Here is a 26,968-nt window from a genome sequence, read left to right as displayed (position 1 = left end):
GGGACGCGAACGCCGCCGCCGGGCGTGGCCCACCTCCTCCCGCGCGTTTCGGGCCCGGCCGGAGGACCAAGTCGACGACCCCTGTGACCTGCGAAGATCATTTTCGGCTGAGAGATGGGCCACTTTCGGACAGCGATGTTCGCATCCACCGTCGCGGCCGTCCCGCCGTCGCCGACCGGCGCCCCTTCGCCGCCCACTCCGGCCCCCAGCGACATTTTCGCAGGTCAAGTACCACATGGCGCAGCGCTCTGGTTCGCAGCGTCCCCGCCTGGACGACCTGGTTGACAGGACCAATGACTCCCTCATGGGGCATTTCACCTCAACTGTCACAGGACGTTCATCTGCGACTTCACCGTCCTCAAGCCCCAAACGTTAACTCTGGCCCATTACCGTTCGACCACCACCGCGTTCCGCGGCCCCCCACCCCCCGAGCGGCGAGAGGAGCACGACCCCAGTGACGTCTCGTGGTCAACGCGCGCGCGTGCTCGCCGCCGTCGCCGTGGGGGCGTCCGCCCTGCTCGTGGCCGGGTTCCTGGCTTTCCAGGCCTTCCGGGGAGACCCGGCGACCGCCGCTCCGCCGATGCCGCCTCCCGACGCGTCCCGTCCCGCCGAGCCCGCCACGACGGCGTCGCTGCCGCCCGCCGCGCCGCTCCGCCTCGAAGTGCCGCGGATCGGCGTGCGCACACCGCTGATGAAGCTGGCCAAGAACCCGGACCGGACGGTCGAGACGCCGCCGCCGAGCCGCGCGCAGGAGGCCGGCTGGTACCGCCTCGGGGCCGCGCCCGGCAGCCGGGGCGCGGCCGTGATCATCGGGCATGTGGACTCGGCGCGCGGCCCGGCCGTGTTCTACCGGCTGGGAGAGCTGCGCCCCGGCGACCGGGCCAGCGTCCTGCGCGCCGACGGCCGCACCGCCGTGTTCCGGGTCGACTCCGTCGAGCGGTTCGGCAAGGACCGCTTCCCCACCCGCCGCGTCTACTCCGACCCCGGCTACGCGGCGCTCCGCCTGATCACCTGCGGCGGGCGCTTCGACCGCGCCACCGGCCACTACGTGGACAACGTCATCGCCTTCGGTCACCTGATGCGCACCGAGGGGACCCGCTGACATGCGCCCCGTCTCCGGCGCCCCCGACGGGCCCCGCCCCCACCAGGGACGGCACCGTCTCCCGCGCCCCGCTCCGCACGTCGGGGCGTCTCCCGTCCGGCGGACGCCCGGCCCGGGACACCTGGCGTCCCCGGTGGCGCGGGGAGGCCCCAGCCCCCACCGCGCCCTCTCTCCGACCGTCACCGTCCCCGACCGGATGGCGGCCGCGCTCATGCCTCCGCCGGTCCGGCGCCCCTCGCCCCCGGCTCCGCCCCCGCCTCCACCCGTCCACGTCCGGCCGCGGCCCGCCCCCGCGCCGTCCCGCAAGGGGAAGGACGGCAAGCGCGACCAGGCCCCCGTGCGCGCGGACGCGATGCGCGTGACCGTCCTGATCCCGGCGCACAACGAGGCGAAGCAGATCACCGAGACGATCGCCTCGCTGCGCCGCCAGGAGCGCCCCCCGGACCACATCATCGTGATCGCCGACAACTGCACCGACGCCACCGCCGCGTTCGCGCAGCTGTGCGGCGTCGAGATCGTCGGCACCCGCGGCAACGAGCACAAGAAGGCGGGCGCGCTGAACCAGGTCCTCGACCGGCTGCTGCCGATCTTCGGCCCGGACGACGCGATCATGGTGATGGACGCCGACTCGGCGCTCGACCCCGGCTTCATCCGGCACGGCGTCGAATACCTGGCCACCGGCCGGTACGCCGCCGTCGGCGGCACCTTCACCGGCAAGCCAGGCGGCGGCGCCGTCGGCATGTTCCAGCGCAACGAGTACGCCCGCTACGCCCGCGACGTCCGGCGCCTCCAAGGCAAGGCCCTCGTCCTCACCGGAACCGCCACGATCTTCCGGGCCGCCACGCTCCAGGAGGTGGTCGCCGCCCGCCGGGACCGCCGCCTCCCCGGCCTGCCGCACGTCTACGACGTCCGCGTCCTGACCGAGGACAACGAGCTGACCCTCGCCATCCTCCACCTCGGGTTCCGCATCCTCTGCCCGAAGGAGTGCACGCTCACCACCGAGGTGATGCCGACCTGGCGCGAACTGGCCCAGCAGCGCCTCCGCTGGAAGCGCGGCGCGCTGGAGAACCTCGTCGACTACGGCTGGACGCCCGTCACCCGGCCCTACTGGGGACGGCAGCTGCTCTCCCTGGTCGGCATCCTCGTGATCACCGCGTACCTGCTCTCGCTCGCCTACTCGGTGATCTGGCTCGGCGGGATCCAGATCAGCCCGCTGTGGGCCGGCATCACGGTGATCTTCATGGTGGAGCGCGTGGTGACCGTCCGCCGGCGCGGCCCGGCGCAGATGGCGATCGCCGCCACCATCGTCGTCGAGATGGTCTTCGACGTCTTCCTCCAGATCGTCCAGGCGCGTGCGTTCTGGCAGGCCGCCTGGCGCAAAGAAAGGAAATGGTGATCCATGTACAACAACCCCCCGATCGGCGGCGTGGCCGCCGGTTTCGGCGGCGCCGCCGCCGCGTCGCCCTGGCTCGGCCTCCAGGCCCTCTGGCTCGGCCTCGCCCTCTTCACCCTGGTCTCCGCGGGCCTCGCGGTGAAGCGCATCCTCCCCGCACGCAAGGGCTGACGGTGAAGGCCGGGCCCCTCCCCGGCCTTCACCCCTCTCCGGTAGGTTCCGGCGGATGGGCTCAATAGCGGGCACGGTCGCGACCGCGTGCGGCATGTTCGCTGCGACGAACGTCGACGACCTGATCGTCCTGACCGTCCTCTTCCTGTCCGGACGCGCGACCGGGTCCCCGCGGCCCTGGCAGATCTGGGCGGGCCAGTACGCGGGCATCGCTGCCCTGGTCCTCGTCTCGGTGGTCGCCGCGCTGGGCCTGACGATCGTCCCGGACGAATGGATCGGCCTGCTCGGCCTCGTCCCTCTGGCCCTCGGCGTCCGCGGCCTCGTCGCGGCCGTCCGCGCCGGAGACCACGACGGCCCTCCCGCGGTCGCCTCGGGCCTGCTTCCGATCGCCGGCGTGACGATCGCCAACGGCGCCGACAACATCTCGGCCTACACGCCGGTCTTCCGCACCATCGGCCCGGAGTCCACCCTCGTCACCGTCGCGGTCTTCGCGGCGGGCGTGGCCCTGTGGTGCCTGACCGCGTCCTGGCTGGGCTCGCACAAGAAGGTCATCGATCTCCTGGACCAGCACGACCGATGGCTGGTCCCGATCGCCTTCATCACCATCGGAGCCTTGATCGTCCTACAGTCCGCCGCTGACCTCCGCCACGCCCTCGGCTTCTGACCCCGGCCCCTGCGTGGGCACGCACCGCAGCCGGAAGAGGCACAACCTGCCGGGCGCAAAAGCAGGGCCGGGCCCCCTCGTGGAGGGGGCCCGGCTGAATTCTTCGCGATCAGCGCTTCGGCTGCTCCGTGGAGGAGTCGCCAGAGCGAGGAGCCTCCTGCTGGGGGCTCTTCTTCTCTTCGTCCTTGTCCTTGCCCGTCACTGCGAGCACAGCCCCGACAGCCGCTGCTCCGATGACCTGTCGCCGGGTGATCTTGGCGTCTCCCATGGTTCTCTCTTTTCTCTTGTTTTTCAGTTGACTGCGGGACCGAGCCCGCAGGACGTACCGTCCGGGCACCACGCCCTAGCGCAAGCGGCCGAGAGCATTCGGTGAGAACGACGGCATCGCATCGGGATCAGCGCGCGGAGTCAGCGGCATCGCGCGCATCCGCGGAGCCAGGAGGGTGGGCCGCTGAACACCGAGAGCCCCCAGGCGCGATCGCGACTGGCCGAGCCGGCCGTCCCGTGTGAGAGAGACACATGCGAAGGAGAGCAGACGAAAGCGCCGACAAACGCGTGACTGCCTTTACGTGAACCCCGCAATTCACGTAAAGGCAGTCACTTCCGCGGCGTCAGCTGCCGGCTATTTGAACGCGGTGTAGCGGCCGTAGGGCGCGGTCAGCACGAAGCTCTTGTACTTCCCGGTCTTGCAGTTGCTCCACGTGTAGTACATGTTCCCGTAGACCCGGCGCATCTCGAAACCGCGGGTGACCCTCAGCGTCGTCTTCGGCGGGACCGTGGTCTCGTCGCTCTGCGTGGTGGTGATGCTCTCCGACTTCTCGAGACCGCCGCCGGCCTTCACGTTCACCTCGGCGAAGAACCAGGCCTTGAACGAGCCGGACACCTCGACGTTGACGTTCCACTTCGTACTCGCTTGCTGGCTGAGGGTGTAGGTGCGCTTCACCGACCGCTTCGAACCGTTGTACAGCTTCTCCGTCTCGCCCGTCGACTTGCGGAAGTTGACCTTGCGCTGGACCTTGACGGCCCAGCCGGGGTCGCAGTGCGGGCTCGCGGCCCTGACGACCTTGTCCTGCGCGGCCACCTGCCCGGCGGTGCTGGAGTGGCCGGACCCCGAGACGGCCAGCGCGATGGCCGGGACGGCGACCAAGGCGGCCGCTCCGGTGCCGATCGCGGCGATGCGGGCCTGCTTTGCCTTCGAGCTCTTCACGAATTCTCCCTGAGTCGATACGCGATTTCCGATCGGTGGGGAGAGCTTAGAAATCCAGGAAGAAAGCACCCTAGGGCCTTAGGGCCCTACGCGGCGCTGACGGGGACCCCAAGCCCGGCACTCAAAACGTGCATTGCAGAGAGAAGAAGCGGAAACCGGACATCGAGATGACGCGCCTTCCCGCGTCCCCGCGGGCCCACGGCGCAGAATTTCCATGACGAGGACTGGCAGGCCGATTCTTCCGCCCGCATTCTGCAAGCCATGCGAGCGCGCGTGGCGCCCAGGGCCCCGAGGGCCTCACTCCCGATCAGTCAGCCTGACCGCCATGCGGACGCAGCGATCGTCCCGACCACGCACGGAGCCCCAGGGATCCGTCCCGACACTGGCCCTTGAACACATGGGGCCAGATCTTGGCGCCCCCAGACACCGGCTATATCGAGTCGGCGGCGAAGCCACGTCCGGGTTCAGGCGGAGCGGGAGAACGTCACGTAGTCGGCGACCAACTGATAGCCGAGACCTTGATAGGTGGCGCTACTCGCCGGGGTCGCGACGTGCACGATCTCGGTCGCGCCGGCGGCCAGCAGCGAGCGGGTGACGGCGGCCACCAGCGCGGTCGCGTAGCCGCGTCCCCGGTGCTCGTTCGTCGTGTAGATCAGGTCGAGGCGCACCGCCGAGCCGAACCGGGGCCCGTGACCGGCGACCGCCACCACGCGGCCACCGGTCTCCCAGACGTACAGGTCACCGGCGGCGAGGCGGCCGGCGACGGCGCCGAGCGTGCCGTGGCCCCGGGTGACGGCCTCGTACCAGCGGTCCAGCAGATCGTGGTCCGTCGGCGCCGCGGGCCGCGCGAAGCCGTCCGGCACCGAACAGGGCCGAAGCGCCTCCAGCCGGTACAACCGCAGTCGGGGATCGACCACCCGCCCGGGACATCCCGACGAGAACGCCTCGGCAAGGTCACTGCGGCCCTCCCACGCATGGGGCGCGCCGTCCAGATACCCCGGCAGCGCAGCCGCGGCCTCCACCGGCATGTCGCCAAGAAGCAACGGGCCGAAAGAGGGGCGGACGAACGCGCCACCGACCGTCCCCCCAGGATCTGTCCACCATCCGAACAGCGGCGGAGTCCCTCCACCACCTGAGCGGCGGAAGGCGGACAGCGCGATCAGCAGCGGGAGGTTGGTCGCCGCCCGCGCGAGCAGGAACTCCTCCCCTGGGCCGAACTCAGCCGGGTCGCCCACCACAGACCAGCCGGAAGTCAACGCCACGTCCGCCCCCTCCAAGCAACGGGAACCACCTGACTTCTTCGGACATCGGCAGCGTCTCAGAAGACCACCTCGTCCGGGCCCGGACGGCGGCATCCGCTCGTTCGGAGGGGATCCGCACCGACGCCGACGCCATGATCATTGCGTGTTGCCGTCGTGGTCGGACGGTCGTGAGTGCACCACGAGAGAGTCTCGAGGTGTCACGTTAAAAGGAGATCTACCATGACTGCTCCGGGTATGACCCCCGAGAAGGTCGCGGACAAGCTGCGAGTCCTCGCGGCCCTGGCTCCTCTGGTCGCCGAGAGCCCGACGGCCGCGAAGGTGTGCGGCGAGCTGGCCCGGGAACTGCGTCCCGTCATGCCGACGGTGATGCGCGCGCTCGTCTTCCTCGCCCTCGCCGACACCGTCGCCACGCTCACGAAGCCGGGCGGCCTCCTGGAGGACTTCCTCAAGGGCGGCCCCTCCACCGGCAGCACCACCAAGACCTCCGACACCGAGTGACGGCCGCCTAGCTCAGGCGACCGGCACACACAGCCGGAGGTTCCACGAAGGAGTCAGCAAGACCAGGCCTGGGCTCGCTGATCTCAAGGGCGGCCCGGCGTGACCATGCCGGACCGTCCAGCCAAGCGGGACCCCCGGCACGCCGTGCCGGGGGTTCCTTTGTCAGCGGACTGTCGGCGTGCAGCCTCAATCGCCGTCTCAGCCGGCAGTTCGAGCATCTTCAGCTTCGATCACCCGTTTCATCCCTCCAGCACCGCGTTCCATCCATTTGCGAAGGGGACCGGTTGTATCGCGGGCGTATCGAAAAACGCATATGCCACCGCAACGCTCTTCCGTCTTGGGTGGGGGCTTGGACCACAGCGGTCTGCGCCGAGCGCATTGCGCTCGGCGGAAAGTGATTACGGAAGAGGAGAAGGCGTGGCTGGTGACGGGAGCTGGGATCGGCGTTCGCTTCTGCGGGGCGCGGCTGTGGTGGCCGGTGCCGCCGCGGCCACACCGCTGCTCGGCAAGACGGCTAGGGCGCACGCCGACGGCAGTGACGCGGACGCGTTGTTCAAGGCTGGGAAGTTCGAGGAGGCCGCCCGCGCGTACGAGGAGATCCTGAAGAAGGACCCAACGAACCTGCACGCTGCACGCCAGCGCGGCTACGTCGGGCTACTGGCCAACAAGTTCCCCGACGCGGAGAAGTACCTCACGATGGCCCTCAGACTGGCGCCCGACGACAAGGAGACCAACCAGCTCCTGGGCGACTGCTACATCAGGCAGGACAAATTCTCCCTCTCCGTGCCCCGTTGGCGAGCGGGCGGCGAGGAAGGATACGCCAAATGGTTCGCGGCGATCCGCGGCGAGGCCTACCAGATTCACGGCGACATCGGCCGCGTGCCATGGAGGCAGATGGACCCGGAACCGCTGGTAGAGGTCTCCGTCAACGGCGGACCGCCGAAGAAGCTCAGTTTCTACACCGGCGCCCCGAATCTGAGCCTGACCGCGTCGGCGGCCAAGGAAGCCGGCCTGAGCCCCGTGTACGCGGAAAAGACCGACTTCGAAGGCACCCCCATATGGGTGTACTACGGGGTGCTGGACTCCTTCAACCTGGGCGGCCTCGAACTGCGCAACGTCCCGGTGGGCTGGTCGTCGACGGAGTCGGGCGGAGATGTCAGCACCGGCAACGACGGCCTGATCGGCACGTGGATCTTCTACCACCTGCTGACCACCTTCGACTACGCGGGCCGCTCACTGATCCTGCGCCGACCGACCCCCGAAGCGGTCGCCGAGGCCACACGGGCGGGCACCAAGCCCCTGCCGCTCTGGCTCTCCCGTGACCACGATCTCAGCAGCACGGGCAGCATCGCCGGCTCCGGCCCGCGGGTGATGGGCGTCAACTTCGGCGGAATCGGCGAGATCGCCGTGGGCATGCCCGGGGAGGTGGCCAAGCAGTTGGGGGTCCGCACCGACTACGACCGCCCCATCGAGACCTTCGCCCACAGCCACCCGACCACCACCTACCCCTGCTACCCGAAGGAGATCCGCCTCGGCGACGCCGTCGCCAACGACATCTACTGCGAAGCCGACCCGAACATGCCGGTCAACGTGGGCTGGCCCTACGGATCAGGAATCGACGCGATAGGCCACTTCGCCCACAGCTTCTGGAAGCCCTACAACGTCACCCTCGACTTCACCAACATGAAGCTCTACCTCGCCCACGGCAAAGCCGCCTGATCACTGCCGAGGTAGGTCCCCTCCGGTCAGTGCAGCGCGCAAGGGCAAAGCGTTCACCCTCAAGACCGGTCGCCTGGTGTCGGGGAAGCGCGGCGAGGACACGATCGCCTGATCCCCCTTCTCGGTCACTACCGCACCGCGAAGTGGCCGTAGGCCTCGCCCCACCATCGGCAGGGCATCGCTAAGGCCCTGACGGACGCAACAGAAGTGGTGCTCACCCGTCCAAGGGTGCCCCGGCGGGGACGCTCCTTCGTGAGGCCCCTCCGGGCTAGGCGTACAGCAGACTTCACCGCAAGGGAGGCGAACCGCCTGAGCATCTACTCCCCGCGCTGCACTGGCTGGACCGGAACACGCTCGACCTACGGGAACTGGCGCCGGAGCGGCAAAGCCCGCAGATCGCACGCCAGGTGCTCAACCGACTCAGCAGCAAGCAAGACGGGCCACGCGCCACCGGCAGCAGGGCGACCAGGAAGCGGGCGACGTTTAACAACGCCATGGAGCACGCCTGCCAGCGGCGCATTCTGCCGATCAACCCGCTGCCCCTGGTCAACTGGACCTGCCCTCGCGTGGCGCGACGCTAGACCTACGCGTGATCGCCAAGCCGAGACGCCATACGCCCGGCGACACGCCGCCGTGTCCACATGGCGTGGGGCCGGGGTGCCGTCGGCTCAGGTGGCCGAGTCGGCCGGGCGCAGCGACGCCGTCCTGCTGCGGGTGTACGCCAAGTCCATGACCGGGCAGGAGGACGACGCCAAGCGGCGAATTGCGGCTGTTCTCTGGTGGGCGTGGTGGGTCGCTTTCAGAGAGCGTGTACGGGCGCGTCTGGCAGCTCGCCCGCGGCATGGCGCTCACGCCCACACAGGTGGCCTCTCCCCTGGCCAGACGGCCCTACGACCTCCGCCATAGCGACGTCACGCTCGCCCTGAACGCCGACGTCCCGGCGCTCGAGGTCGCCCGCCGCGCCGGCCACGGCGTCGACGTCCTGCTACGGGTCTACGCCGGGTGCATCAACGGCCACGAGCACATGTGGAACGGCCGTATCGAGGACGCTCTCAAGGACGGAGACCAGCTAGGAGTGCGATGCCCGCCAGGACGACCGGGAGGGGACCGGCGAGGTCATTGACACCGGCGAGCTGCGCGGGGACGTTCTGGCCGTCCTGTGCCAGATGCCTCAGTGGCAGCGCTGGTGTTTGGGCGTGAGGTGTTCGGGTTGGGGTCCCCGCTGTGCGGTCCTAGGGTCCTAGGGCCCTAGTTGAGGGTTCGGAGGGTTTTTAGCCTCATCGGCAAGACAGCGGATGTGACATCGGTCAGAAGGCATCCAACAGCGAGGCTCGGATCTCTACCGGAAGGCTGAAGATGTCCAGCAAGCTCCCCCTCAAGGTGCCCGTCGCTCTCGGTGCGCTCGCTTTCGCGAGTGCCGCGCTCCCGGCCGGTCCGGTGCACGCCGATCCGCCGAATGAGGCGATTCCCATCGCTCTCGATCAGGTGGACGACTATGTGAAGTTCACCGAGGACGACAACACGGTGATCTCCGATCACGCCAAGGCCCTCATCGACGCCGCGCCGAGCGGGGCGACGATCCGGCTCCCGCTGTACTACTTCAGCCAGAACAAGATCGTGACCTCTCTCAGCAGGGCGAAGGGGCGGGGCGTCAAGGTCAGGGTCGTCATCAACGGCAGCGAGATCGGCATGCCGCAGTACCGGGAGCTGACGGCGGCGTTCGCCGACTCGCCCGATGCGGTGCGGACGTGCGGGCGGCGGGTCACGGACGGCGCCGGCGGGTTCCCGAAGCAGAGCGGGCGCTACATATCCACTCGCGGATGCGCCGCCAACCGGAAGGTCGGCGACAACTACTCGCGGATGCACAACAAGTTCATGACGATCGACAAGGTCGCGAAGAAGGGGGGAGGCGTCGCGCGGAACGTCGTTTACGTGGCGTCCGCCAATCTGCACGAGTGGACCTCGTACGAAAGTGCCATCACGGTGCGGGACGCCGGGCTGTACAGGTTCTACAGCAGATATTTCGACGACATGTACCGTCTCGCGAACAGGTCGGGGCGGCTCGACAACTACGGATCGAGTCACGTGTACAAGCCGTCCGGCGGGAAGTATCAGGTCTACACGTTCCCTCGGAGGGAGGCCGCCGGGAAAGCGCGCACGAGTGCGTCCAACGATCCGGTCGTGGCGGACGTGAAGGCGGCGAGGTGCTCGCGCAGTGCCAGCGACGACGTCATCAACGTGGCGAACGTCAGGGTCGTCCGGATGGCGGTGGCCAACGCGCTCATCGATGCTGGGAAGCGCGGCTGTACGGTCCGAGTGCTCACCGGGGACATCGCCTATGAGGACGGTGGGGCGGAGCTGATCTACGCGGCGGTCAACAAGCTCGCGTACAGCTCCTACATCGAGGGCGGCGTCAGGTACTGCGGGCCGGTGAACAACATCTCGTGGATGCACGAGAAGTTCATGCAGATCAGTAAGGGCACGTCGTCCGGCCTGTACGTGGGCAGCCACAACCTCACCGTCCAGGCACTGCGCCAGCAGGACGAGAACATCCTCCGCGTGCGGAACGCCACGCTGTACGCGGCCTACACCGGGCGTTTCGACTCGCTCCACACCTACTGCTCGCAGTGGAAGCCGAAGGTGCCTCCTCACACGGGCCCGGGCGACAACGCGGTCGAGGACGTCGACTAGAGGACGCTCGGACGGCCGTGTTCCGTGAACACCCGGCAATGGCCGGTAGGAGCGGGGAGCTACCGGGAACAACGAGAACGGCCCCTGACAGCGTTCTAGCTGGTCAGGGGCCGTTCTACGTGGTGGTGGCGGGTGCAGGGTTCGAACCTGCGTAGGCTAAGCCGACGGATTTACAGTCCCACCGCCCAACTCACCTGACCTGCGGTTTTCTGGCCTCACGCCCGAACTTCGACCCGGATTCGGCACAGGCCCTGAACGCCGCATGCAGTCTTCGTAGCCATACCTCCTGCAGCCGGCCGGGCCCAGAACCAGGACACGCAATTCAGTTGACGTGAGGGCGTCTCCGACCTAGCTGCGGCCTATCAGGCTGTCGTGCCTCATGTGCAGTAATGATGCGACGGACAACCCATCGCCGCTTGTGCCCACTCTCCTCGACACAGTCAAAGGTGAGTTCCAACTCAAAAGAGGAGGAGGGGCTTTCATGCTCCATCTGGACGATTAGTTCAATCTGCTTACCCGGCACCACAGATGTGAACCGCTTCTCGCGCCCCTCAGATTCGTAACTATCAGTGCCAGAGGCCAAGCAGCGAACGTCAGAACCAGCAACCTGCAGTTTAAGGCTTGATAGGGGCGGCCCCTGGTCCATCGTGATGGTCGCAGTTACAAACCGCTCCTGAATCTCGCCCCAGGTCCACCGCTCATCACTTACCGAGAACACCGGGGTAGCAGCTTCGTCTCGCGCTTGGCGGGCATCCTGGAAAGTCTGCCGTGCGATCCGCGCCTGAACACGAGAAGACCACCCCTGCCAACTTGCGACTACAGCCGCTCCCACAGCTATCCCCGTACTGACCCATGAGCTCAGATCACCGGACTCCAACGGTGCGCCTCCGTGCCTGGTCGTCCCGGATTCGAAATCTTAGTCGATCAACCAATGAACTGCTGCCCGGTCCAAGCCGCTGCGGGGATAGCACGGCCAGCCGACCCGGGGGGTGCGCCCGCGCGAACGGCGGGACGGTGTGACAGGCAGCTTCGCGCGGGCGTGCCCTCCGGCCCGCGGGGGGCTGGGGGCCGCGAGGCCCCCGCTTCGCGCACGATCAACAACCGACTAGGGATTACGAGCAGAGGATTCACAGTCCCCCGTGGAACTTGCCTGGCCTGCCCGACCTGCCGCTTCCCCTGCCGCTATGCCTCGGCACGCACTCGACGAGCGCCACCTCGACGGTCCCGCGCTCTTGGCGGACGGATTCTTGATCTCTCCCCGCAGCGAACCTAAAGTACGTAGCTAGCCCCTTAGCCTTCCCGACCTGCGCTTACACAGGCCAGATGCCCAACTTCAGGCCGCGGTCGATACAGCGTCGCCCACTTGCTTCAGATGCGGATCGGCACGGACGGCCGGGTCTTCGGTACGTTGGCGTGCGTGGCGGAGTCGGGAGAGGAGTCCCCGTTGGGGACCAGTGGCCTGCCGGAGCAGGAGAGACGGCGGATGGTAGATGGGCAGAACTTGCATGTGCTCACGGTGCGGACGGTCAAGGCGGGGATCAGTGCACTGAAAGCACAACTCATTCATGAACACTTCCCGGCCTATCTTCACCTGCGCAAGTTGGCAGTCACCTCGGGCTCGCTGACCGATCTTCATCCGGACTGGAAGGATGTCAGCGATCTCCTCAAGATGCCTGGCGGCCCGCCAACAAAGCCGCATTATCGTCCATTTAGTTCAGTCAACCGAAAGGATGAGTCGGGCTACTGGTACAACAAGAACCTTGCTGGCAGTTATGCACCAAGGTCGATGCGAGTAACCTCACGCTTTATGCTTACCGCTGACGGCAACAACTACGAACTGCCCTCAGATCACGTTCACGAAGCCTTCACCCGCCTCCTAAAGGAAAAGAGAATCCCAGCATGGGCGCTGGCAGTTTATTACCTGCGCAACTATGGATTTATATTCGAAGGAAAAGGAGGTTATGACGAACTGATTAGCGCCTTCAGGAAGGAACTTGCCTTCGAACAAGGCACGGATTTCAATGTCCTCTTCGAGGACATCGAGCCACAGCAACTTTCAGGCGACTGGTTCGAGCCCTTCGATCCTTCCGCCAGCGACGCCAATGCGTCAAACAAGAGGGGCTCCAATGGCTGACGTGACCATCGAGAAAGACGTACGAGAGTTGTCCGCCGATGACCTGGACATCGGGTACGCACACCGCGCTCAGACATCACATGGATCGAGCGCCCCAGATGCTCCTGCATTGAGATCCGACGATCCACGCCTGAGAACTATTCTCAAGCTCCTCAGGCGCTTCGGTGGCGTAATCCTTTCTGGGCCGCCGGGCACGGGTAAGTCATGGCTCGCGGGGCAGGTAGCAGACAAGATCACTAACAGCGATGATGGCCGCCGAGCAGATATACAATTCCATGCCTCGTATCAATTCGAGGATTTTATGGAAGGTTACCGACCAAAGAGAGACGCTAGCGGATTCGAGCGGCGTGATGGTGTATTCCTTCGCTTGGTCCGCGAAGCCAACAATCACCCTGATACCAACTATGTGATCGTCGTTGACGAACTGTCTCGCGCCGATGTCGGCCGGGTCTTCGGCGAGGCCCTCACGTACATCGAGCGCTCGAAGCGTGGCCAGACCTTTCTGCTCCCATCGGGTGAGCAATGCTCCATCCCTCTTAATCTGTACCTGATCGCCACGATGAACCCTCTCGACCGTGGCGTGGACGAGGTCGACGCCGCGTTCGAACGTCGGTTCGCCAAGATCGACCTGCCGCCGAGCCGTGAACTGCTGGAGGAGATACTCGATCGCAACGGCTTTCTAGACGATATTGTCCAGCGACGCCTTCTAGGCTGGTTTAGCAAGATCAATGCCCGTGCTGCTCAAAACCCAGCCGCAGCTGTTGGTCACGCGTACTTCGTTGACGTGGTGGATTCGGAGACCCTTAGAGAAGTATGGGACTACCAATTGAAATATCATGTGGACAGAGCCTTCAGGTACGACCCGGACACCCGTACCGAGATCTTCAATGGCTGGGAGGCTATTTTTACAGGACCGGGAAATCAAGAGGCGTCGACTTCAGACGTCGCTGAAACAAGATGACAACCGCCCCCTTGAACTGGTTCACCGGACCCAACCGCGTTGTCATTCCCTGTAAGGAGTACGGGCCGATCGACGTCTCATCCGCGGACGTACTCGGACCGGATGGGCGCCTCCTGCTCACGCCTCAGGTACTGAACAAATACGTTGAGGCTGACTTCGTGGACGGCGGCCTTCGTCTGTCCGCGAAGGGTTACTCAGGACTCATCCCCCTAACCGAACGCATCGCCATCCAGGTTCGCCCACGGTTTCCGCTCCGCAACCTCACCCATATGGTGGCGGTCTGCGGCTATGTACCGACCATGCTGTCGGCTCTCCGCGACTACGAGGCCACTAACCAGTGGAACGACTGGTTGCTTGATGTCATGGCGGATGGTCTTCTCGCTGCCCTAGACACCATCAGCCTCAATGGGCTGCTCCGGACATATCGCCGCCGTACTGAGGCTGGGTCTTATCCACACGGCCGCATCAACATGACTGGGTCGGTGCTTAGATATGCGTCGCAAGGGATCAACCACAAGGCGGAGTACTCATGGTTTGAGCGCACCGCCGATAATCCGCCCAATCGATGTCTGAAGAGCGCTGTGGCATTGCTCCACAGCCGGTATGTCAACGCTCCCCGCGAGAAAGGTATCCGCGAGAGGATCGCCCGCCTGGCGGAGGCCATGCGTCTCCTGAACGACGTAAGCTTTGAGTCGCATGCGTTCAGCTTGGACGACCCTCAGGTTCGGGGCACCGTACCTTTGCCGGAGACCCGTGCGTATTACCGGCCGGCACTCGAACTTGCCGTTGCAATCCTGACTAAACGTGGCATTAGTCTTGACGTGGACAAGGGCCGCGTTAGCATGCCAACATTGCTAGTGAAGACCGAGAATCTCTTCGAAGAATTCGTGCGAATAAGTCTTCAAGAGAATTTCAGCGCCTACCCGACTCTGTCCGTTCTCGATGGCAATCGAGAGCCGGGAAAGGCAAAGTTGTATGAAGCTCTAACTGATACCGAAAGGACAACCCTGCCGGTCCACGAGAAGCCTGCCGTGTCGGGAAAAGAGCCCGATGCCAACCCAGACATCGTCTTCCGCATGAACGATGGCGCGCACCCCTTGATCGCGGACGTGAAGTACTCCAACGTCAAAGGCTACGCCGATCGCTCGGAGGTTGAACAAGTCGTCCTTTACGGACACCGCTACCGCAGCCCCGTCACTATGACTATTCACCCTCGCCGCAGCGAATCAAAGAAGGGGCTCTATATAGCTGGCCGTATCGGTTCAACAATCGTCGCTCAGTATCGAGTCGACCTCGGTGCCAGCAATCTTGAAGCTGAGATGAATGAAATGGCTAAGCAAATCAGCGGGCTGATCGCTTCACAGGCGCCTTTGTTTTCTCCGCCTTCGCCGGAACCTCCGCCTCTGGCATGAGAGGTACCAGGTCAACGCCAATCGCATCTCGTCCCATATCGACTGCGGTCTTCAACGTCGTTCCGGTTCCCATGAACGGGTCGAGTACTACCCCACGCGTGGGAGTTCCGTGACCACAATCGGTCCAGCCAGTGGTCACTTTTTTCGCGAAAGTGAACTCTCGGAAATAACCTCCGAGCGCGACCTTTGCCTCGGCGGCTAGGCGCTGCACCTCAATAGAGTTACGGCCTGTGCCGTTTTGAAACTTGGTGGCCTTCCCGACGTCAGAAACACCGGTTGCTTGGATCGCTCGAATGTGCTGATCGGTGAGCCCGGCCGCCTCAGCGAGTTCCATCGCCCGCTTCGCCTGCGGGCGTGAAGGATCGAGTTCGCGTGTCCGCTCAAAGACCCGGTTCCGAGGCTTGTTGCAGGTCGCGCATACTTGTGGTGGGCAACCAAGCATGACGGCGCGACGGACCAACTCCTGCGGATATGGAGCGAGGTGAGTACCCATGTTTCGTTCGGGGCTCACATGCCACACGTCGCCAGGGTTGGCGCCATTGCCCATATATTCCGCGTAGCGAACCAAATCGTAATAGTAATTCGGCTTCAGAGCGAGATGAATAATGTACTCGTGGCGGTTCGCTAGACGGTTCTTTGCGGGTTCCGGCATACCGCCGTCCTTGGTCCAAATAATCCTGTTGCGGATTAGCCACCCTCGCTGTACAGCATCGAACTCTAGCAGCCCAGGTATGCCCATTAGCGACCGGTTATGATAAGTGTCGCCGACGTTAAGGAAGATTGAGCCAGTGGGGCGGAGCACGCGCTTCCACTCGTCCAGACACTGCATCATCGACTCAACGTACGCCTGCGGTGTTGACTCTTGCCCGATCTGATCCTCGTGCCCATAGTCTCGCTTCTTCCAGTACGGAGGCGAGGTAACGATCAGGTCGACTGAGTTGTCCTTTAGGCCGGTACTGCGGGCGTCTCCGATGACGACCTCCGAGACGGGAGGGGCGAGGAGCTGTTCCCAGTCCTCTAGGCTGGTGACGCTGACCGTCGACAGGTTCCTTGAAATGACGGGCTTCGCGTTATTAGCCTCAGGAGCCAGGTGCACTTTTCATCTCCTTCTACCGGGCTAGCAGCCCCTCAGTCTGATGAATCTGGGTATCGGAGTCACGTAGGCGCGGCGGTCACCACGGATCCATGTTCCCAGCGATGGCACAGTAGACGGTGCCGCTGACAAGTTCTGCATCGGGGGGCACCTCCAGGCGGTCATCACATGCTCTCAGAAGCTACCCTGACGCGGCCCTAGAGGACGCTGCCGAGCTTGTGACCAGCGCGGCCGTGGCAGACGGGTCCGGGCCGAAGAGCCCGCAGCCCGTCTGCCAGCGAGTCGCGCGGCGGCCGCGGAGCGGGCGCCCTTGAAGACGTAGAGAAAGTCCTCATTTGGCAAGGTCTCATAGCTGCTGACCTGCGGGTTTGGTTGGTGGGGTTGCTCGTCTCGTCGCCTGGGCCTTGGTCGGGGCTCTTGGGTGGTAGAACGCTCGGTTATGGGTGCTGAGCGGCTACAGGAGATCGGGCGGGAGTTGCGGCGGCTTCGGACCTCGGCGGGGTTGTCCGGGGTTGGCCTGGCGGCTCGGGCTGGGGTTCCTCAGCCGACGGTGTCTCGGGTGGAGACGGGGCGGCGGGTTTCTGATCCGGAGGTTGTTGCCCGGTTGGTCGGCGCTCTGGAGGTGGGGCCGGCTGAGGCTGAGCGGCTGCTGGGTCTGGTGCGTGAGGCGTACTCGGAGACGTCCCGTCGGGTTGACGCGGGGGTGTCGTTCCGGAGCGGGGCCGGTGTGGAGCTTCTTGCGGGGGCTCGGGTTGTCCGGGCGTTTGAGCCTGTGGTGATGCCTCGGCTGTTGTGGACGGCGGAGTATGCAGCTGCGATCGGGGCGGCCGTCGCCGGCGTCTCGGTGCTGGGTGACGAGGGCGGCCGGTTCGTGGTCCTGGTTGCTGAGGCCGTCTTGCGGACGTGGCCGGGGTCGGGTGAGTGCATGGCGGGGCAGCTCGCCCACCTGGCGGAGGTATCGGGGCGGGCGAACGTGCGGCTCGGGATCGTGCCTGGGACGGCGGTGTCGCGTGTGCCGCTGCATGGGTTCTCGGTGTACGACGATTCGGCGGTGTCGGTGGAGACGTTCACGCGTGAGCTGACCTTGACCGATGAGGACGAGGTGCGGGCGTACGTGGAGATCTTCGAGGGGTTCGAGCGGGCGGCCGTGTTCGGGGACGAGGCTCGGGCGCTGGTGGACCGGGCGGCCGATGATCTGCGGATAGTTCTGCGCTCTATTCACTGAGCGTATTGAATAGCCCCCTAGACCTGTCATACGCTGCGTGTCCCCCGGGGTGTTCAGCCCCCTAGACGCGCGGGTGGTGATCGACGTGACGCGCTTGTCCCGGCTGTTCGCGGGCCGACCCGAATCGATCAGTGAGGCGAGAGCCTTCGGGCGGGCCTTCATCGCGGACCGTGTCCCGGACGAGGTTGCCGGGCTGGTCGAACTGGTCGTGAGTGAGCTCTGCACGAACGCCGTGGAACACACGGCCAGCGGGGAAGACGACGGCAACTTCGTCCTCGAACTGGAGTTGCACGGCGGGCATGTCCGGGTGGCCGTGGTCGACATGGGAGCCCAGACGCAACCGACGGTTAACGACGAACCGAGCGGCCCGGATGCCGTGTCCGGACGGGGGCTATTCCTCGTCGACGCGGTCTCCAAAGCATGGGGCAGCGAACATGTTCGGGTCGGGCGGCGGGTCTGGGCGGACGTCGTCGGCGCGGCGGTGTGAGCGGTCCGCCGATACCGCGCCGTCGGCGGCGTCTGCGCACTGTGAGCTCCTCAACGGGGCGTGAGCTTTCCGGCACCTTGTCTAGAGTCCTAGACTCCCTGGTGGATGCCGGAGGGGGTGTCATGCCAGGCGAGTTGGAGCGCATCGCGCAGATCGATGACCCGTACGAACTGCTTCGGGCTGCGACTGAGCGCTTGGCAGAGGCTCAACAGGAGGTCACCGAACTGGCGCGGCTACGGCGGCGGCTGATTCAGGACCTGCATGCGCAAGGGATGTCCTACGCGCAGATCGCGCAAGCGGCGGGGCTGAGCCGCGGGCGTATCCATCAAATCCGGCACACGGGGCCGGCGCCTGAGGGCGCGTTCCTGGGGTCGGGTGAGGTCACCGTCGTTACTCCCCTGCGTCCTGACCCTGCGAGCGATCGGACGTATGTCGCGCTGGACGACCTGAAGACCGGGCAGCGGCTGGAAGATCTGGCGCGGACGTTCGACCTGACCGTGAAGTCCGATCACGTCGGGCTGGATGGTGGGATCGACCTCAACCGGTCCGGGATGCTGGTGATCTGCGGGCCTCGGATGTCCCCCGCGATGCAGGAGGCGTACAGCAAGGATCCCGTTCTTGAGTGGGAGCGGGATGAGGTCGGGTGGCTGCTTCGCGACACTCGGACCGGCGAGGGGCACCGGTCCGGACAGGAAGACCGTCCGGCGCGGAACTATGACGTGGGCTATCTGGGGCGGCTGCCTCGACCGGACGGCAAGGGAAGCTTCCTGGCCATCGCCGGTATCCATCCTGAGGGGTCGCTCGGTGTGGTCCATCTGCTGACCACGGATATCGGGAGCCTGTGGGGGCAGGTCGGCAACGAACGGTTCTCGGTCGTGGTCGGCACCGAGTACACCGCGGACACCCATGAGCCGGTGCGGACGGAGTTGCTGACCCCGATCTACCGGCACGACGAGGGCTCGACCTGACGAGGAACATATGCGCGTGCTGATCGCCAGCGAACCGGGGCACCCTGAGCGGGACAACGAGGACTTCGCGGCGGCGGCGCCTGGGCTGCTACTCGTGGTCGACGGTGCCGGCTCTCCCGCCGGTGTCGAGTCGGGATGTATGCATTCGGTCGCCTGGTACGCGCGCAACCTCGGCGGGCTGCTACTGGCTTCCGCTGGTGACGTCGGCGTGGGCCTGGACGAGGCGCTCGCGGTGAGCATCGACCGCGTTAACACGCTGCATGCGACATCGTGCGATCTCGGCCACCCGGGCTCGCCCTCGGCAACCGTGGCGCTCGCAAGGGTCCATGACGGGCACCTTGAACACCTGGTGCTCTCGGACTCCGTTCTCGTCCTCGATCGCCTCGACCAGGCGCCGACCGCCATCAGCGACGATCGGCTCGCCGACGTGATCGCACGGTTGGACGAAACGGGCGGGCGCTGCGCTGTTGGCAGTGATGAGCACGCGAGACGCCTGCGGACTCGGGTCGAGCAGCTCGCCTCGTACCGCAACCAGCCCGGCGGCTTCTGGGTGGCGAGCACCAAGCCGGAGGCGGCACACGAGGCGCTGACCGGGTCGATACCACTCGCCGAGCTGGCGGCGGTCGCGCTGCTGAGTGACGGCGCTAGCCGGCTGGTCGACCACTTCGGACTGATGGGCTGGGCGGACTTGCTCGGCGTCCTCCGCAAGGACGGGCCGCGAGGACTGATCGCACAGACACGCGAGATCGAGTCGACCGACCTGGACGGGACTCGGTGGCCCCGCGGCAAGGCATCCGACGATGCCAGTGCCGTCTACTGGACCGTCCAAGACTGAACTTCGAACGACCTTGTAGACCCCCCTAGACAGTCGCCCGTTACCTCGCCTATGTTCTACGTGTACCCCCCTAGACAGTCCGCTCGCGGATCGGGTCGGATGGGAATGTCTAGGGGGGTGGACGACAGGAGAAGCTCTTGCGGAACATTCCGGTGGACGTGTCAGCGCTGACGTTCGTGTGCGTCTCGCCGCCGCGCCCGAAGCTGGTCAACCAGGACACGGGGGAGGTGAAGACGGACCGCAACGGTCAGACGGTGTTCACGGTCGGGCTGTCGGCTGCCGACGCGATGGGGCGGGTTGACCTGCTCAACGTCGCGGTGACCGGGGACCAGTCGATCACGCTCGGGGAGGTCGTCGCGCCGGTCGGGCTGGTCGCGTTCCCCTGGGAGGCGGTTCTCGGGGGTGAGAAACGGTGGGGCGTGGCCTACCGGGCTGAGCGGATCGCCCCGGTGTCGGCGGTTCCGGCGTCGGACTCGTCCGCTCCGGCGGGCGTGGCCTGAACGGGTCGCCGTCATGACTGACTCGCTTCTGGTGCTCGGGGTCCTGGCCGCTGCGGCGGCCGGGCTCTGGGCCTGGCGCCGGTATCACCCGGTGTCATTCTGGTACGGCGTTGGCTTCCCGGCCCGTGCGGTGCTGGTCTACCTGACGTGGCATCACGTCGCCTCCGGGTGCAAGCTCACCCGTAACCGGCGGCGATTCCGCCTCACCCTCGACGCCGTCCCGGTCGTCGGGCCTGCCTCCCGCTCTGCGGCGACGGTGGTCGAGCACAAGCGGCGGGTGCGGCGGGTCGACGTCGAGCGCTCGCCCCGCCTCGGTCTCCTGCGGCCTACCCGGCTCGGGTGGCGGATGCGGCTGCGCCTGCACGACGGGCAAGTCCCCGCCGACTACGAGAAAGCCGCGGAGGGGATCGCGCACGCCTGGCGCGTCCACTCGGTCCGGGTGGTCGACGTCCGGCCCGGTCGCGTCACCCTGTGGGCGACGATGCGTGACCCGCTGGTCGAGGTGGTCACCGAACCGGAGACCGGTGAGCTGCTGACCGTGCGTCCCGGGAAGCTGGAGAACGGCCGGGATTGGGTGATCGACTTCCGCGCGGTGCCGCACTGGCTCAACGTCGGCGCGACCCAATCGGGGAAGTCGAACCTGGCCAATGCCCTGCTCAAGGGATTGGCTCCGCAACCGGTCGCCCTGGTGGGCTTCGACCTCAAGGGCGGGGTCGAGTTCACCCCGTACGCGCCTCGACTTTCGGCGCTGGCGACCACGCGCAAGGAGTCGGTGGATCTGCTGGTCGATCTGGTGGGCGAGGTCGAGAACCGCATGGCGCTCTGCCGGGCGCATGGGGCGCGGAACGTGTGGACGCTGCCGGAGGATCTGCGGCCGGTGCCCGTCGTGGTCCTGGTGGACGAGGTCGCCGAACTGTTCCTCATGGCCGACAAGAGCGAAAAGGACGAGGTGGCCAAGACTGCTACCGCGCTGCTGCGGGTGGCTCAGCTCGGCCGGGCGTTCGCGGTCTACCTGGTCGTGTGCGGGCAACGCGTCGGCTCCGACCTCGGCCCCGGCGTCACCGCGCTACGCGCCCAACTGTCGGGGCGCGTGTGCCACCACGTCAACGACCCGGAGACGGCGAACATGGCGCTCGGCGACCTCGACCCCGCCGCCCTGGACGCCGCCCGCGTCATCCCCGCCGAAACCCCAGGCGTGTGCATCGTCGCCGGCCAAGACGGCTCATGGCACCGCGCCCGGTCGGTCTACGTCCCCGAACACGAGGCCGAACAAGCCGCGCGCGACTACGCGCACCTGACCCCGGACTGGGAGACCCTCGTCGGCTCCGCCCCGGTCGTTCGCCCCGCCGCGTAGACACCTCTCCTACTTCACCTTCCGGCTCGGCGTGAGCCCTGATCACGCCACGTCCCTACCGCCCTATGCCCGAAACCCGTCCCTGGAGGCTGCCCGATGGTCGCCCGCGTCCGTCCCCTTCGTCCCCGTCCGCGGTTCGTCGCCGTCCCGTCCCCCTCATCCCCGTCCTCGCCCTCGTCCCGAGTGGCGTCGGTGTCGTCCTGGGACGTGTGGCCGGTCGGAGTCGAGTGGGACGAGTTCCGCTCACTGCACGTCGCCCGGTGCCAGCAGTGCGCCGACTCGTTCGCCTCCTCGTCCCCGGCGCAAGCCGACGACTGGACCGACCTCCATCGCTGTGACCCCGAACTGGTCGCCCTGCTCGACCTCCTCACCGACCGGCGGGCCGCATGAGTCGCCGTCTCTTCGGCGCGGTGGCCGATTCGGGACCGGTGGTGGTGCTGGCCGGGATCGCGGCGGCCGGGTCGTTCACCCACATCCGCGACACGGCGACCGAGCATGGTCAAGGCGGGTGGATGGCCTGGGCCATCGCGGTCTGCATCGACCTGACATGCGTCATGGCGGCCGGGGAACGCCAGCGGGACAAGAGCACCGGGCGGGAAGCGGGGCGGCTGTCGTGGCCGACCGTGGTCCTGGTCGGCGGAATCCTGCTGTCGCTCGCTGCCAACCTCGCCCAAGCCGACCCGTCGGTGTGGGGCTGGATCACAGCGGGCACTCCGGCGGGCGCATTCCTGGTTGCGGTCTCCATGCTGGAGCGCCGAAAGGCCGGCACCCGGACGGCGGCTCACACCTCGCCCGTCCCCGAGTCCTTCGGCCGTCCCGACCCGGCCCCGGTCGTCTCGTCCTCGTCCGGCTCGTCCTCACCGCCGTCCCCGTGGGTGGTGTGGGAGGACGAACGCCCCACCGTCGCCGCAGCCGTCCCCGCTGCTCAGGACGAACCCCGCGACGGTGACCGCGACGAGCAGGACGGACAGACCTCTATCCCCGTCCCGGTCCCGGCCCCGGCCCCGGCCACCGAGGAAACCGCGGTGCCCTCGCCCGATCCCGCTCCGGCCGCCCCGTTGGTCGACTTCGCACGCCGTGTCGCCTCCGAGCACGAAAGCCGGCACGGGCGGCCGATCACCCGTGACGCGCTGCGCGCCCGGCTCGGCGTCTCCAACCAACTCGCCTCAGACCTGCTCCGCCAACTCCGCACCGAACAGCCCCACGCAACCGCACCCGTCTCCTGACCCGCTGGAGGAACCCACCATGACCACCCACACCAACGTGACCGGCCAGCCGTCCTCCGTCGTGCCCGGCGATCTGTTCGCCCGCCACCAGACCATCGCCGGCCTTCGCGCCCTGGCCGACTTCCTGGAGGCCAACCCGGCCGTTCCGGTCAAGGAGTACGGCGGGGACTACAACGTCTACACCCGCACCGGAGACGATGCCGCAGCGGTTGCCGCAGTCGACCAGGTCGCCGCGCTCCTGAACACCGAAGTCACCGACGACCGCCCCCACGGCGGCCACTACATCGCCTCCAAGACCTTCGGCCGCATCACCTACCAAATGGTCCACATCCCCGCCCGACAGATGGACGAGCACCACGCCCACATCAGCTACCGCGACAACATCCGCCTCGACCCCGACCAGAACAACGGCGACCAGGGGCGGGCGGCCTGATGCGCGCTCGGCCACCTCGTCACCGCTGGTGCGTGTGCGGGTGGAAGTGCGGAACGTGCGGCGGGGGCGGGGTCGCCTCCGACGGGTCCACTTGCCCCGACTGCAACGGCCACGGCCACACCTGACAGAAGGGGCACCCGCCATGTTCCTGCGCCGCTGCGCCTTCGGCTGCTTCTGGCTGGTCCTGGGCCTGTTCGTCGTCCGTCAGCCCGAATCCGCCGCGCACGCCGTACGCGCCCTCATTCAGGGCCTGGCCCTGCTCGCCGACGCGCTCTCGCTGCTCGTCTCGGCGTTCTAGCTCCGCCCCCGGCGCGGCCACAAGCCGCCAAGCAAGAGAGCCGCGCCGGGGGCCCGTCCCCACTAGCCATCTGAACGGATAGGGAGACCCGTCCATCGTGCCGCAAGCTGCTCCACACGTCTCCGAGATCGCCGCGCGGGACATGGCCACGCGGTTCAACCGCCGCGACTTCCGCCGATGGGCGGCACGCGCACACTCCACCGGAGGATGCGCCCAGCCCGTCCACCTCCGCGGCCGTGTCACCCACCTGGACCCCCAAACCGGCGAGATCCTCCGCCACTACTCCACCGCCCAAGAACCCGGCGGCACACTCCGGGTGGCGTGCAAAACCCGGCGTGCGTCCCGGTGCCCGGCGTGCGCCGAGATCTACCGCGCGGACACCTACCAACTCGTCCGAGCGGGCCTGGTCGGCGGCAAGGGCGTTCCAGACACCGTCACCCAGCATCCGGCGGCGTTCGTGACCCTCACCGCGCCCTCGTTCGGGCCCGTCCACTCCCGCCGCACCAGCAAGGCCGGCGGCGTGGTCGCCTGCCGCCCCCGCCGCGACGGCGGGACGTGTCCGCACGGGCGGCCGGTCTCCTGCACCGTCCGGCACGGCGACGCAGACCCGCGCCTCGGGCAACCGATCTGCCCGGACTGCTTCGACTACGCCGGCGCGGTGCTCTGGAACGCGCACGCGCCTGAACTGTGGCGCCGGTTCGCCCTGGCCTTCCGCCGCTACGTCGCCCGATCGGCGGGCCTGCGAGTCGCCGACCTGCGGGACGCCCTCACGGTGTCGTTCGCCAAAGTCGCCGAATATCAACGGCGCGGCCTGGTCCACTTCCACGCCGTGATTCGGCTGGACGGCCCCGGCGGCCCTGACGTCCAACCGCCCGCCTGGGCAACCCTCGACCTCCTCGAAGCGGCCGTCGACCATGCGGCGGGCGCGGTCACCGTCTCCACTCCGGCGGCGGGCGGTGTCCCAGCCCTGACGCACTCGTGGGGCTCACAGATCGACGTCCGACCGATCACCACCACAGGGGAACTCACCGACACCGCCGTGGCGGGCTACATCGCCAAGTACGCCACCAAAGCCGCCGAATGCGTCGGCACCCTCGACCGCCGCATCCGACCCACCGACGAACTGACCGACCTACCCGTCAGCAGCCACGCACGGCGACTCATCGCCGAGTGTCTCCGGCTGGGCGCCGTCGAGGAGTTCGCCGGGCTGCGGCTGGCGGAGTGGGCCCACATGCTCGGCTTCCGCGGCCACTTCTCCACCAAATCCCGCCGCTACTCCACCACCCTCGGCGCACTCCGCCAAGCCCGCATCGACCACAACCAGCACCAACACGACGAACCCACCACCGGACGCCTCCCCTTCGACGACGACCAGGTCCTCGTCGTCGCCCACTGGCGCTACCTCGGCCAAGGCATGACACCCGGCGAAGCACTCCTCACCGCCGCACTCACCGGCAAGCCGCTCCCTCACCTCGACCCGTCTGGCTCCTGACTCCATGGAGAGGCATCACGTGGCCACGTCCGCGTCCCGCGACACGCTCACCGTTCCGGAGGTCTGTGCTGAACTTCAGATCTCCCGGTCGACCTTCTATGACTGGCGTCAGAAGGGACGCGCGCCCCTCTGCATCGTCCTGCCGAACGGCAGCCTTCGCATCCGCCGGCGGGACCTCGACCGCTGGCTGTCGGCCTGCGAGGACGCCGCCTGATGGATGACATCACGTACGACGTCCGGGTCTACAAAACCGATGTCTACAAGGGCAAGCGCGTCACGACCTACACCGTGCGGTGGAAGGTCGCTCGGAAGACTTGGAAAGAGCCGTTCCGGAACTCGGCGCAGGCTGACAGCTTCCGCTCGTCCCTCCTCACGGCTGCCCGAAAGGGTGAGGCGTTCGCCGTGAAGACCGGCCGCCCCCTCTCCTGGGAGCGAGAAGAGAAGGCGCTCACCTGGTTCACGTTCTCCCTCGACTACTGCGCGGCCAAGTGGCCGTACGCCTCCCCCAACCATCGGCGGGGCATCGCTGAGGCGCTCACGGACGCGACAGAGGCTCTCTTGACCACGGGCAAGGGCGCTCCGGCGGGCGGCCTGTTGCGTGAGGCTCTGCGGGCGTGGGCGTACAGCGGACGTCTGCAGAACGGCGAGACCGAACCGCCGGAACACCTGGCCTCGGCTGTCCGGTGGCTGGAGCGGAATACGGTCGACATGAGCGACTTCGGGCCCGACCGGCAGGGGCCCCAGCTCGCCCGGCAAGTCCTCGACCGGCTGAGTCGTCGGCAGGACGGGACTCCGGCGGCGGGCAGCACGGCCACACGCAAGCGCGCGACGTTCAACAACGCCATGGAGTACGCCTGTGAGCGGCGCGTCATCCCGGTCAACCCGCTGACCCTGGTGCGGTGGACTCGGCCACGCGTGGCGCAGACGCTTGACCTTCGGGTGGTCGCCAATCCCGACCAGGCGCGGCGGCTCCTCGATGCCGTCCGGGTGCAGGGCAAGCGCGGTGAGCGCATGGTGGCCTTCTTCGGCGTCATGTACTACGCCGCGCTGCGGCCTGAGGAAGCGGTGGACCTGCGACGGGATCACCTCGTGAGCCTGCCGGATGACGGCTGGGGCGAGATGCGGTTGACGCACGCCGAACCGCGGAGCGGCTCGCGGTGGACGAACAGCGGGAAGCCGCGGGACCGGCAGCCTCTCAAGCATCGGGCGCCCGGCGAGACCCGAACCGTGCCGATTCACCCGGAGCTCGTCACGCTGCTGCGCCACCACGTGAAGGCGTTCAACATCCCGGCCGGTGGCCGGCTGTTCGTCGGGCCGCGCGGCGGGATCATGACTGACCGGACGTACCTCGGGGCCTGGCGCAAGGCGAGGGCAAGCGCGCTGAGCGAGCGTGAGGCCGCCTCGCCTCTCGCTGAGACTCCGTACGCCCTGCGGCATGCCGCCGTCTCGACGTGGCTGGGCGCTGGTGTGCCCCCGGCTCAGGTGGCCGAGTGGGCCGGGCATAGCGTCGCCGTCCTGCTGCGCGTCTATGCCAAGTGCGTGGCGGGCCAAGAGGAGGACGCCATGCGCCGAATCAGCGAGGCGACCAGGCCAAAGAGCCCTTAGAACTTCGGCACGTATTCGGCACAGCCACCCGTAGAGGCCCGTTAACGATCAGAGACAGCCGGACACAACGAGAACAGCCCCTGACCGTGTTACGCCTGGTCAGAGGCTGTTATCACTGGTGTGGCGGGTGCAGGGTTCGAACCTGCGTAGGCTAAGCCGACGGATTTACAGTGCGTCACAGATTACCGAGGTGCACACCCTCTGACCTGCGAAGAATCTGCCAGCTTCCATCTTGGGA

At 66.9% G+C, this 26,968-nt stretch carries 28 protein-coding genes; 24 read left to right on the top strand and 4 right to left on the bottom strand.

Annotated elements, in window-relative coordinates; genetic code table 11:
• The first annotated feature begins 454 nt into the window (after window positions 1–454).
• Genes ABD944_RS19320 through ABD944_RS19305 form a run of 4 tightly spaced genes read left to right on the top strand, consistent with a single transcriptional unit; the run spans window position 455 to window position 3,330 of the window.
• Window positions 455–1,102: a class F sortase gene (locus ABD944_RS19320; RefSeq protein WP_345178386.1), complete on the top strand. Its 648-nt coding sequence runs from the start codon at window positions 455–457 to the stop codon at window positions 1,100–1,102.
• Window position 1,103: 1 nt separating this feature from the next.
• Window positions 1,104–2,498 (top strand): glycosyltransferase family 2 protein, encoded by a 1,395-nt coding sequence (locus ABD944_RS19315; protein ID WP_345178384.1) that lies wholly within the window; start codon window positions 1,104–1,106, stop codon window positions 2,496–2,498.
• A 3-nt stretch (window positions 2,499–2,501) separates the two neighbouring features.
• Window positions 2,502–2,666 carry a hypothetical protein gene (locus ABD944_RS19310; protein WP_160160924.1) on the top strand — a complete coding sequence of 55 codons (165 nt, stop codon included), beginning with the start codon at window positions 2,502–2,504 and terminating at the stop codon, window positions 2,664–2,666.
• Between the two features lie 55 nt (window positions 2,667–2,721).
• Complete coding sequence (locus tag ABD944_RS19305) at window positions 2,722–3,330, top strand: cadmium resistance transporter (RefSeq protein WP_345178381.1); 609 nt, start codon at window positions 2,722–2,724, stop codon at window positions 3,328–3,330.
• A gap of 109 nt (window positions 3,331–3,439) precedes the next feature.
• On the opposite strand, the gene ABD944_RS19300 is transcribed toward ABD944_RS19305, so the two are convergent.
• The 3 genes from ABD944_RS19300 to ABD944_RS19290 all read right to left on the bottom strand — a co-directional run bounded on the left by ABD944_RS19300 (window position 3,440) and on the right by ABD944_RS19290 (window position 5,799).
• Window positions 3,440–3,598, bottom strand: coding sequence for a twin-arginine translocation signal domain-containing protein (locus tag ABD944_RS19300; protein ID WP_345178380.1), 159 nt, complete (start codon window positions 3,596–3,598; stop codon window positions 3,440–3,442).
• A 354-nt stretch (window positions 3,599–3,952) separates the two neighbouring features.
• Complete coding sequence (locus ABD944_RS19295; protein WP_345178378.1) at window positions 3,953–4,537, bottom strand: hypothetical protein; 585 nt, start codon at window positions 4,535–4,537, stop codon at window positions 3,953–3,955.
• 464 nt (window positions 4,538–5,001) lie between these two features.
• Window positions 5,002–5,799: a GNAT family N-acetyltransferase gene (locus ABD944_RS19290; protein ID WP_345178376.1), complete on the bottom strand. Its 798-nt coding sequence runs from the start codon at window positions 5,797–5,799 to the stop codon at window positions 5,002–5,004.
• A 219-nt stretch (window positions 5,800–6,018) separates the two neighbouring features.
• Here ABD944_RS19290 and ABD944_RS19285 point away from each other — a divergent pair, with 219 nt between their 5' ends.
• The 7 genes from ABD944_RS19285 to ABD944_RS19255 all read left to right on the top strand — a co-directional run bounded on the left by ABD944_RS19285 (window position 6,019) and on the right by ABD944_RS19255 (window position 15,214).
• Window positions 6,019–6,297: a hypothetical protein gene (locus ABD944_RS19285; protein ID WP_345178374.1), complete on the top strand. Its 279-nt coding sequence runs from the start codon at window positions 6,019–6,021 to the stop codon at window positions 6,295–6,297.
• Between the two features lie 417 nt (window positions 6,298–6,714).
• Window positions 6,715–8,016 (top strand): tetratricopeptide repeat protein, encoded by a 1,302-nt coding sequence (locus tag ABD944_RS19280; protein ID WP_345178373.1) that lies wholly within the window; start codon window positions 6,715–6,717, stop codon window positions 8,014–8,016.
• An 808-nt stretch (window positions 8,017–8,824) separates the two neighbouring features.
• Window positions 8,825–9,139, top strand: a complete 315-nt coding sequence (locus ABD944_RS19275) for a site-specific integrase (RefSeq protein ID WP_345178371.1) — start codon at window positions 8,825–8,827, stop codon at window positions 9,137–9,139.
• A 362-nt stretch (window positions 9,140–9,501) separates the two neighbouring features.
• Entirely contained in the window at window positions 9,502–10,707 is a 1,206-nt protein-coding gene (locus ABD944_RS19270; protein WP_345178370.1) for a phospholipase D-like domain-containing protein, read from the top strand.
• A gap of 1,417 nt (window positions 10,708–12,124) precedes the next feature.
• A complete protein-coding gene (locus tag ABD944_RS19265; protein WP_345178368.1) occupies window positions 12,125–12,841 on the top strand; it encodes a hypothetical protein in 717 nt (238 codons plus the stop codon).
• Window positions 12,834–13,802: an McrB family protein gene (locus tag ABD944_RS19260; protein ID WP_345178367.1), complete on the top strand. Its 969-nt coding sequence runs from the start codon at window positions 12,834–12,836 to the stop codon at window positions 13,800–13,802. The genes ABD944_RS19265 and ABD944_RS19260 overlap by 8 nt, the downstream gene beginning before the upstream one ends.
• 11 nt (window positions 13,803–13,813) lie before the next feature.
• Complete coding sequence (locus ABD944_RS19255) at window positions 13,814–15,214, top strand: McrC family protein (RefSeq protein ID WP_345178365.1); 1,401 nt, start codon at window positions 13,814–13,816, stop codon at window positions 15,212–15,214.
• On the opposite strand, the gene ABD944_RS19250 is transcribed toward ABD944_RS19255, so the two are convergent.
• The gene (locus ABD944_RS19250) at window positions 15,144–16,310 is read right to left on the bottom strand and encodes a DNA-methyltransferase (RefSeq protein WP_345178364.1); all 1,167 of its coding nucleotides are present in this window, start codon (window positions 16,308–16,310) and stop codon (window positions 15,144–15,146) included. The genes ABD944_RS19255 and ABD944_RS19250 overlap by 71 nt on opposite strands.
• A gap of 436 nt (window positions 16,311–16,746) precedes the next feature.
• On the opposite strand from ABD944_RS19250, the gene ABD944_RS19245 reads away from it, so the two are divergent.
• The 13 genes from ABD944_RS19245 (at window position 16,747) to ABD944_RS19185 (ending at window position 26,730) form a co-directional block, all read left to right on the top strand.
• Window positions 16,747–17,532, top strand: a complete 786-nt coding sequence (locus ABD944_RS19245; protein ID WP_345178363.1) for a Scr1 family TA system antitoxin-like transcriptional regulator — start codon at window positions 16,747–16,749, stop codon at window positions 17,530–17,532.
• Between the two features lie 76 nt (window positions 17,533–17,608).
• Window positions 17,609–18,019, top strand: a complete 411-nt coding sequence (locus ABD944_RS19240; protein WP_345178360.1) for an ATP-binding protein — start codon at window positions 17,609–17,611, stop codon at window positions 18,017–18,019.
• 122 nt (window positions 18,020–18,141) lie between these two features.
• Complete coding sequence (locus ABD944_RS19235; RefSeq protein ID WP_345178359.1) at window positions 18,142–18,987, top strand: sigma-70 RNA polymerase sigma factor region 4 domain-containing protein; 846 nt, start codon at window positions 18,142–18,144, stop codon at window positions 18,985–18,987.
• A 10-nt stretch (window positions 18,988–18,997) separates the two neighbouring features.
• Window positions 18,998–19,822 (top strand): protein phosphatase 2C domain-containing protein, encoded by an 825-nt coding sequence (locus ABD944_RS19230; protein ID WP_345178357.1) that lies wholly within the window; start codon window positions 18,998–19,000, stop codon window positions 19,820–19,822.
• A gap of 137 nt (window positions 19,823–19,959) precedes the next feature.
• Complete coding sequence (locus ABD944_RS19225) at window positions 19,960–20,322, top strand: SCO3933 family regulatory protein (RefSeq protein WP_345178355.1); 363 nt, start codon at window positions 19,960–19,962, stop codon at window positions 20,320–20,322.
• 13 nt (window positions 20,323–20,335) lie between these two features.
• The gene (locus ABD944_RS19220) at window positions 20,336–21,676 is read left to right on the top strand and encodes an FtsK/SpoIIIE domain-containing protein (protein ID WP_345178353.1); all 1,341 of its coding nucleotides are present in this window, start codon (window positions 20,336–20,338) and stop codon (window positions 21,674–21,676) included.
• Window positions 21,677–21,772: 96 nt separating this feature from the next.
• The gene (locus ABD944_RS19215) at window positions 21,773–22,066 is read left to right on the top strand and encodes a hypothetical protein (protein WP_345178351.1); all 294 of its coding nucleotides are present in this window, start codon (window positions 21,773–21,775) and stop codon (window positions 22,064–22,066) included.
• On the top strand, window positions 22,063–22,902 hold the full coding sequence (locus tag ABD944_RS19210; protein ID WP_378188740.1) for a DUF2637 domain-containing protein: 840 nt from the start codon (window positions 22,063–22,065) through the stop codon (window positions 22,900–22,902). The genes ABD944_RS19215 and ABD944_RS19210 overlap by 4 nt, the downstream gene beginning before the upstream one ends.
• Window positions 22,903–22,921: 19 nt before the next feature.
• Window positions 22,922–23,335 carry a hypothetical protein gene (locus tag ABD944_RS19205; protein ID WP_345178346.1) on the top strand — a complete coding sequence of 138 codons (414 nt, stop codon included), beginning with the start codon at window positions 22,922–22,924 and terminating at the stop codon, window positions 23,333–23,335.
• Window positions 23,336–23,477: 142 nt separating this feature from the next.
• Entirely contained in the window at window positions 23,478–23,633 is a 156-nt protein-coding gene (locus tag ABD944_RS19200; RefSeq protein WP_345178344.1) for a hypothetical protein, read from the top strand.
• 142 nt (window positions 23,634–23,775) lie between these two features.
• Window positions 23,776–25,125 (top strand): replication initiator, encoded by a 1,350-nt coding sequence (locus tag ABD944_RS19195; protein WP_378188798.1) that lies wholly within the window; start codon window positions 23,776–23,778, stop codon window positions 25,123–25,125.
• A 19-nt stretch (window positions 25,126–25,144) separates the two neighbouring features.
• The gene (locus ABD944_RS19190) at window positions 25,145–25,339 is read left to right on the top strand and encodes a helix-turn-helix transcriptional regulator (RefSeq protein WP_345178340.1); all 195 of its coding nucleotides are present in this window, start codon (window positions 25,145–25,147) and stop codon (window positions 25,337–25,339) included.
• Window positions 25,339–26,730 (top strand): tyrosine-type recombinase/integrase, encoded by a 1,392-nt coding sequence (locus ABD944_RS19185; protein ID WP_345178338.1) that lies wholly within the window; start codon window positions 25,339–25,341, stop codon window positions 26,728–26,730. The genes ABD944_RS19190 and ABD944_RS19185 overlap by 1 nt, the downstream gene beginning before the upstream one ends.
• Window positions 26,731–26,968 lie beyond the last annotated feature (238 nt).

Origin of the sequence: Actinomadura verrucosospora (assembly GCF_039540335.1) — a bacterium.
GTDB lineage: Bacteria > Actinomycetota > Actinomycetes > Streptosporangiales > Streptosporangiaceae > Spirillospora > Spirillospora verrucosospora.
This window is presented reverse-complemented; position numbering and strand designations above follow the sequence as displayed.

What these genes read in the sequence shown, in the direction of transcription:
- ABD944_RS19315 (WP_345178384.1), top strand. Translation starts at nt 1,104, where the DNA reads ATGCGCCCCGTCTCCGGCGCCCCCGACGGGCCCCGCCCCCACCAGGGA.
- ABD944_RS19310 (WP_160160924.1), top strand. Translation starts at nt 2,502, where the DNA reads ATGTACAACAACCCCCCGATCGGCGGCGTGGCCGCCGGTTTCGGCGGC.
- ABD944_RS19305 (WP_345178381.1), top strand. Translation starts at nt 2,722, where the DNA reads ATGGGCTCAATAGCGGGCACGGTCGCGACCGCGTGCGGCATGTTCGCT.
- ABD944_RS19300 (WP_345178380.1), bottom strand. Translation starts at nt 3,598, where the DNA reads ATGGGAGACGCCAAGATCACCCGGCGACAGGTCATCGGAGCAGCGGCT.
- ABD944_RS19285 (WP_345178374.1), top strand. Translation starts at nt 6,019, where the DNA reads ATGACTGCTCCGGGTATGACCCCCGAGAAGGTCGCGGACAAGCTGCGA.
- ABD944_RS19260 (WP_345178367.1), top strand. Translation starts at nt 12,834, where the DNA reads ATGGCTGACGTGACCATCGAGAAAGACGTACGAGAGTTGTCCGCCGAT.
- ABD944_RS19245 (WP_345178363.1), top strand. Translation starts at nt 16,747, where the DNA reads ATGGGTGCTGAGCGGCTACAGGAGATCGGGCGGGAGTTGCGGCGGCTT.
- ABD944_RS19235 (WP_345178359.1), top strand. Translation starts at nt 18,142, where the DNA reads ATGCCAGGCGAGTTGGAGCGCATCGCGCAGATCGATGACCCGTACGAA.
- ABD944_RS19230 (WP_345178357.1), top strand. Translation starts at nt 18,998, where the DNA reads ATGCGCGTGCTGATCGCCAGCGAACCGGGGCACCCTGAGCGGGACAAC.
- ABD944_RS19220 (WP_345178353.1), top strand. Translation starts at nt 20,336, where the DNA reads ATGACTGACTCGCTTCTGGTGCTCGGGGTCCTGGCCGCTGCGGCGGCC.
- ABD944_RS19215 (WP_345178351.1), top strand. Translation starts at nt 21,773, where the DNA reads ATGGTCGCCCGCGTCCGTCCCCTTCGTCCCCGTCCGCGGTTCGTCGCC.
- ABD944_RS19210 (WP_378188740.1), top strand. Translation starts at nt 22,063, where the DNA reads ATGAGTCGCCGTCTCTTCGGCGCGGTGGCCGATTCGGGACCGGTGGTG.
- ABD944_RS19205 (WP_345178346.1), top strand. Translation starts at nt 22,922, where the DNA reads ATGACCACCCACACCAACGTGACCGGCCAGCCGTCCTCCGTCGTGCCC.
- ABD944_RS19200 (WP_345178344.1), top strand. Translation starts at nt 23,478, where the DNA reads ATGTTCCTGCGCCGCTGCGCCTTCGGCTGCTTCTGGCTGGTCCTGGGC.
- ABD944_RS19195 (WP_378188798.1), top strand. Translation starts at nt 23,776, where the DNA reads ATGGCCACGCGGTTCAACCGCCGCGACTTCCGCCGATGGGCGGCACGC.
- ABD944_RS19185 (WP_345178338.1), top strand. Translation starts at nt 25,339, where the DNA reads ATGGATGACATCACGTACGACGTCCGGGTCTACAAAACCGATGTCTAC.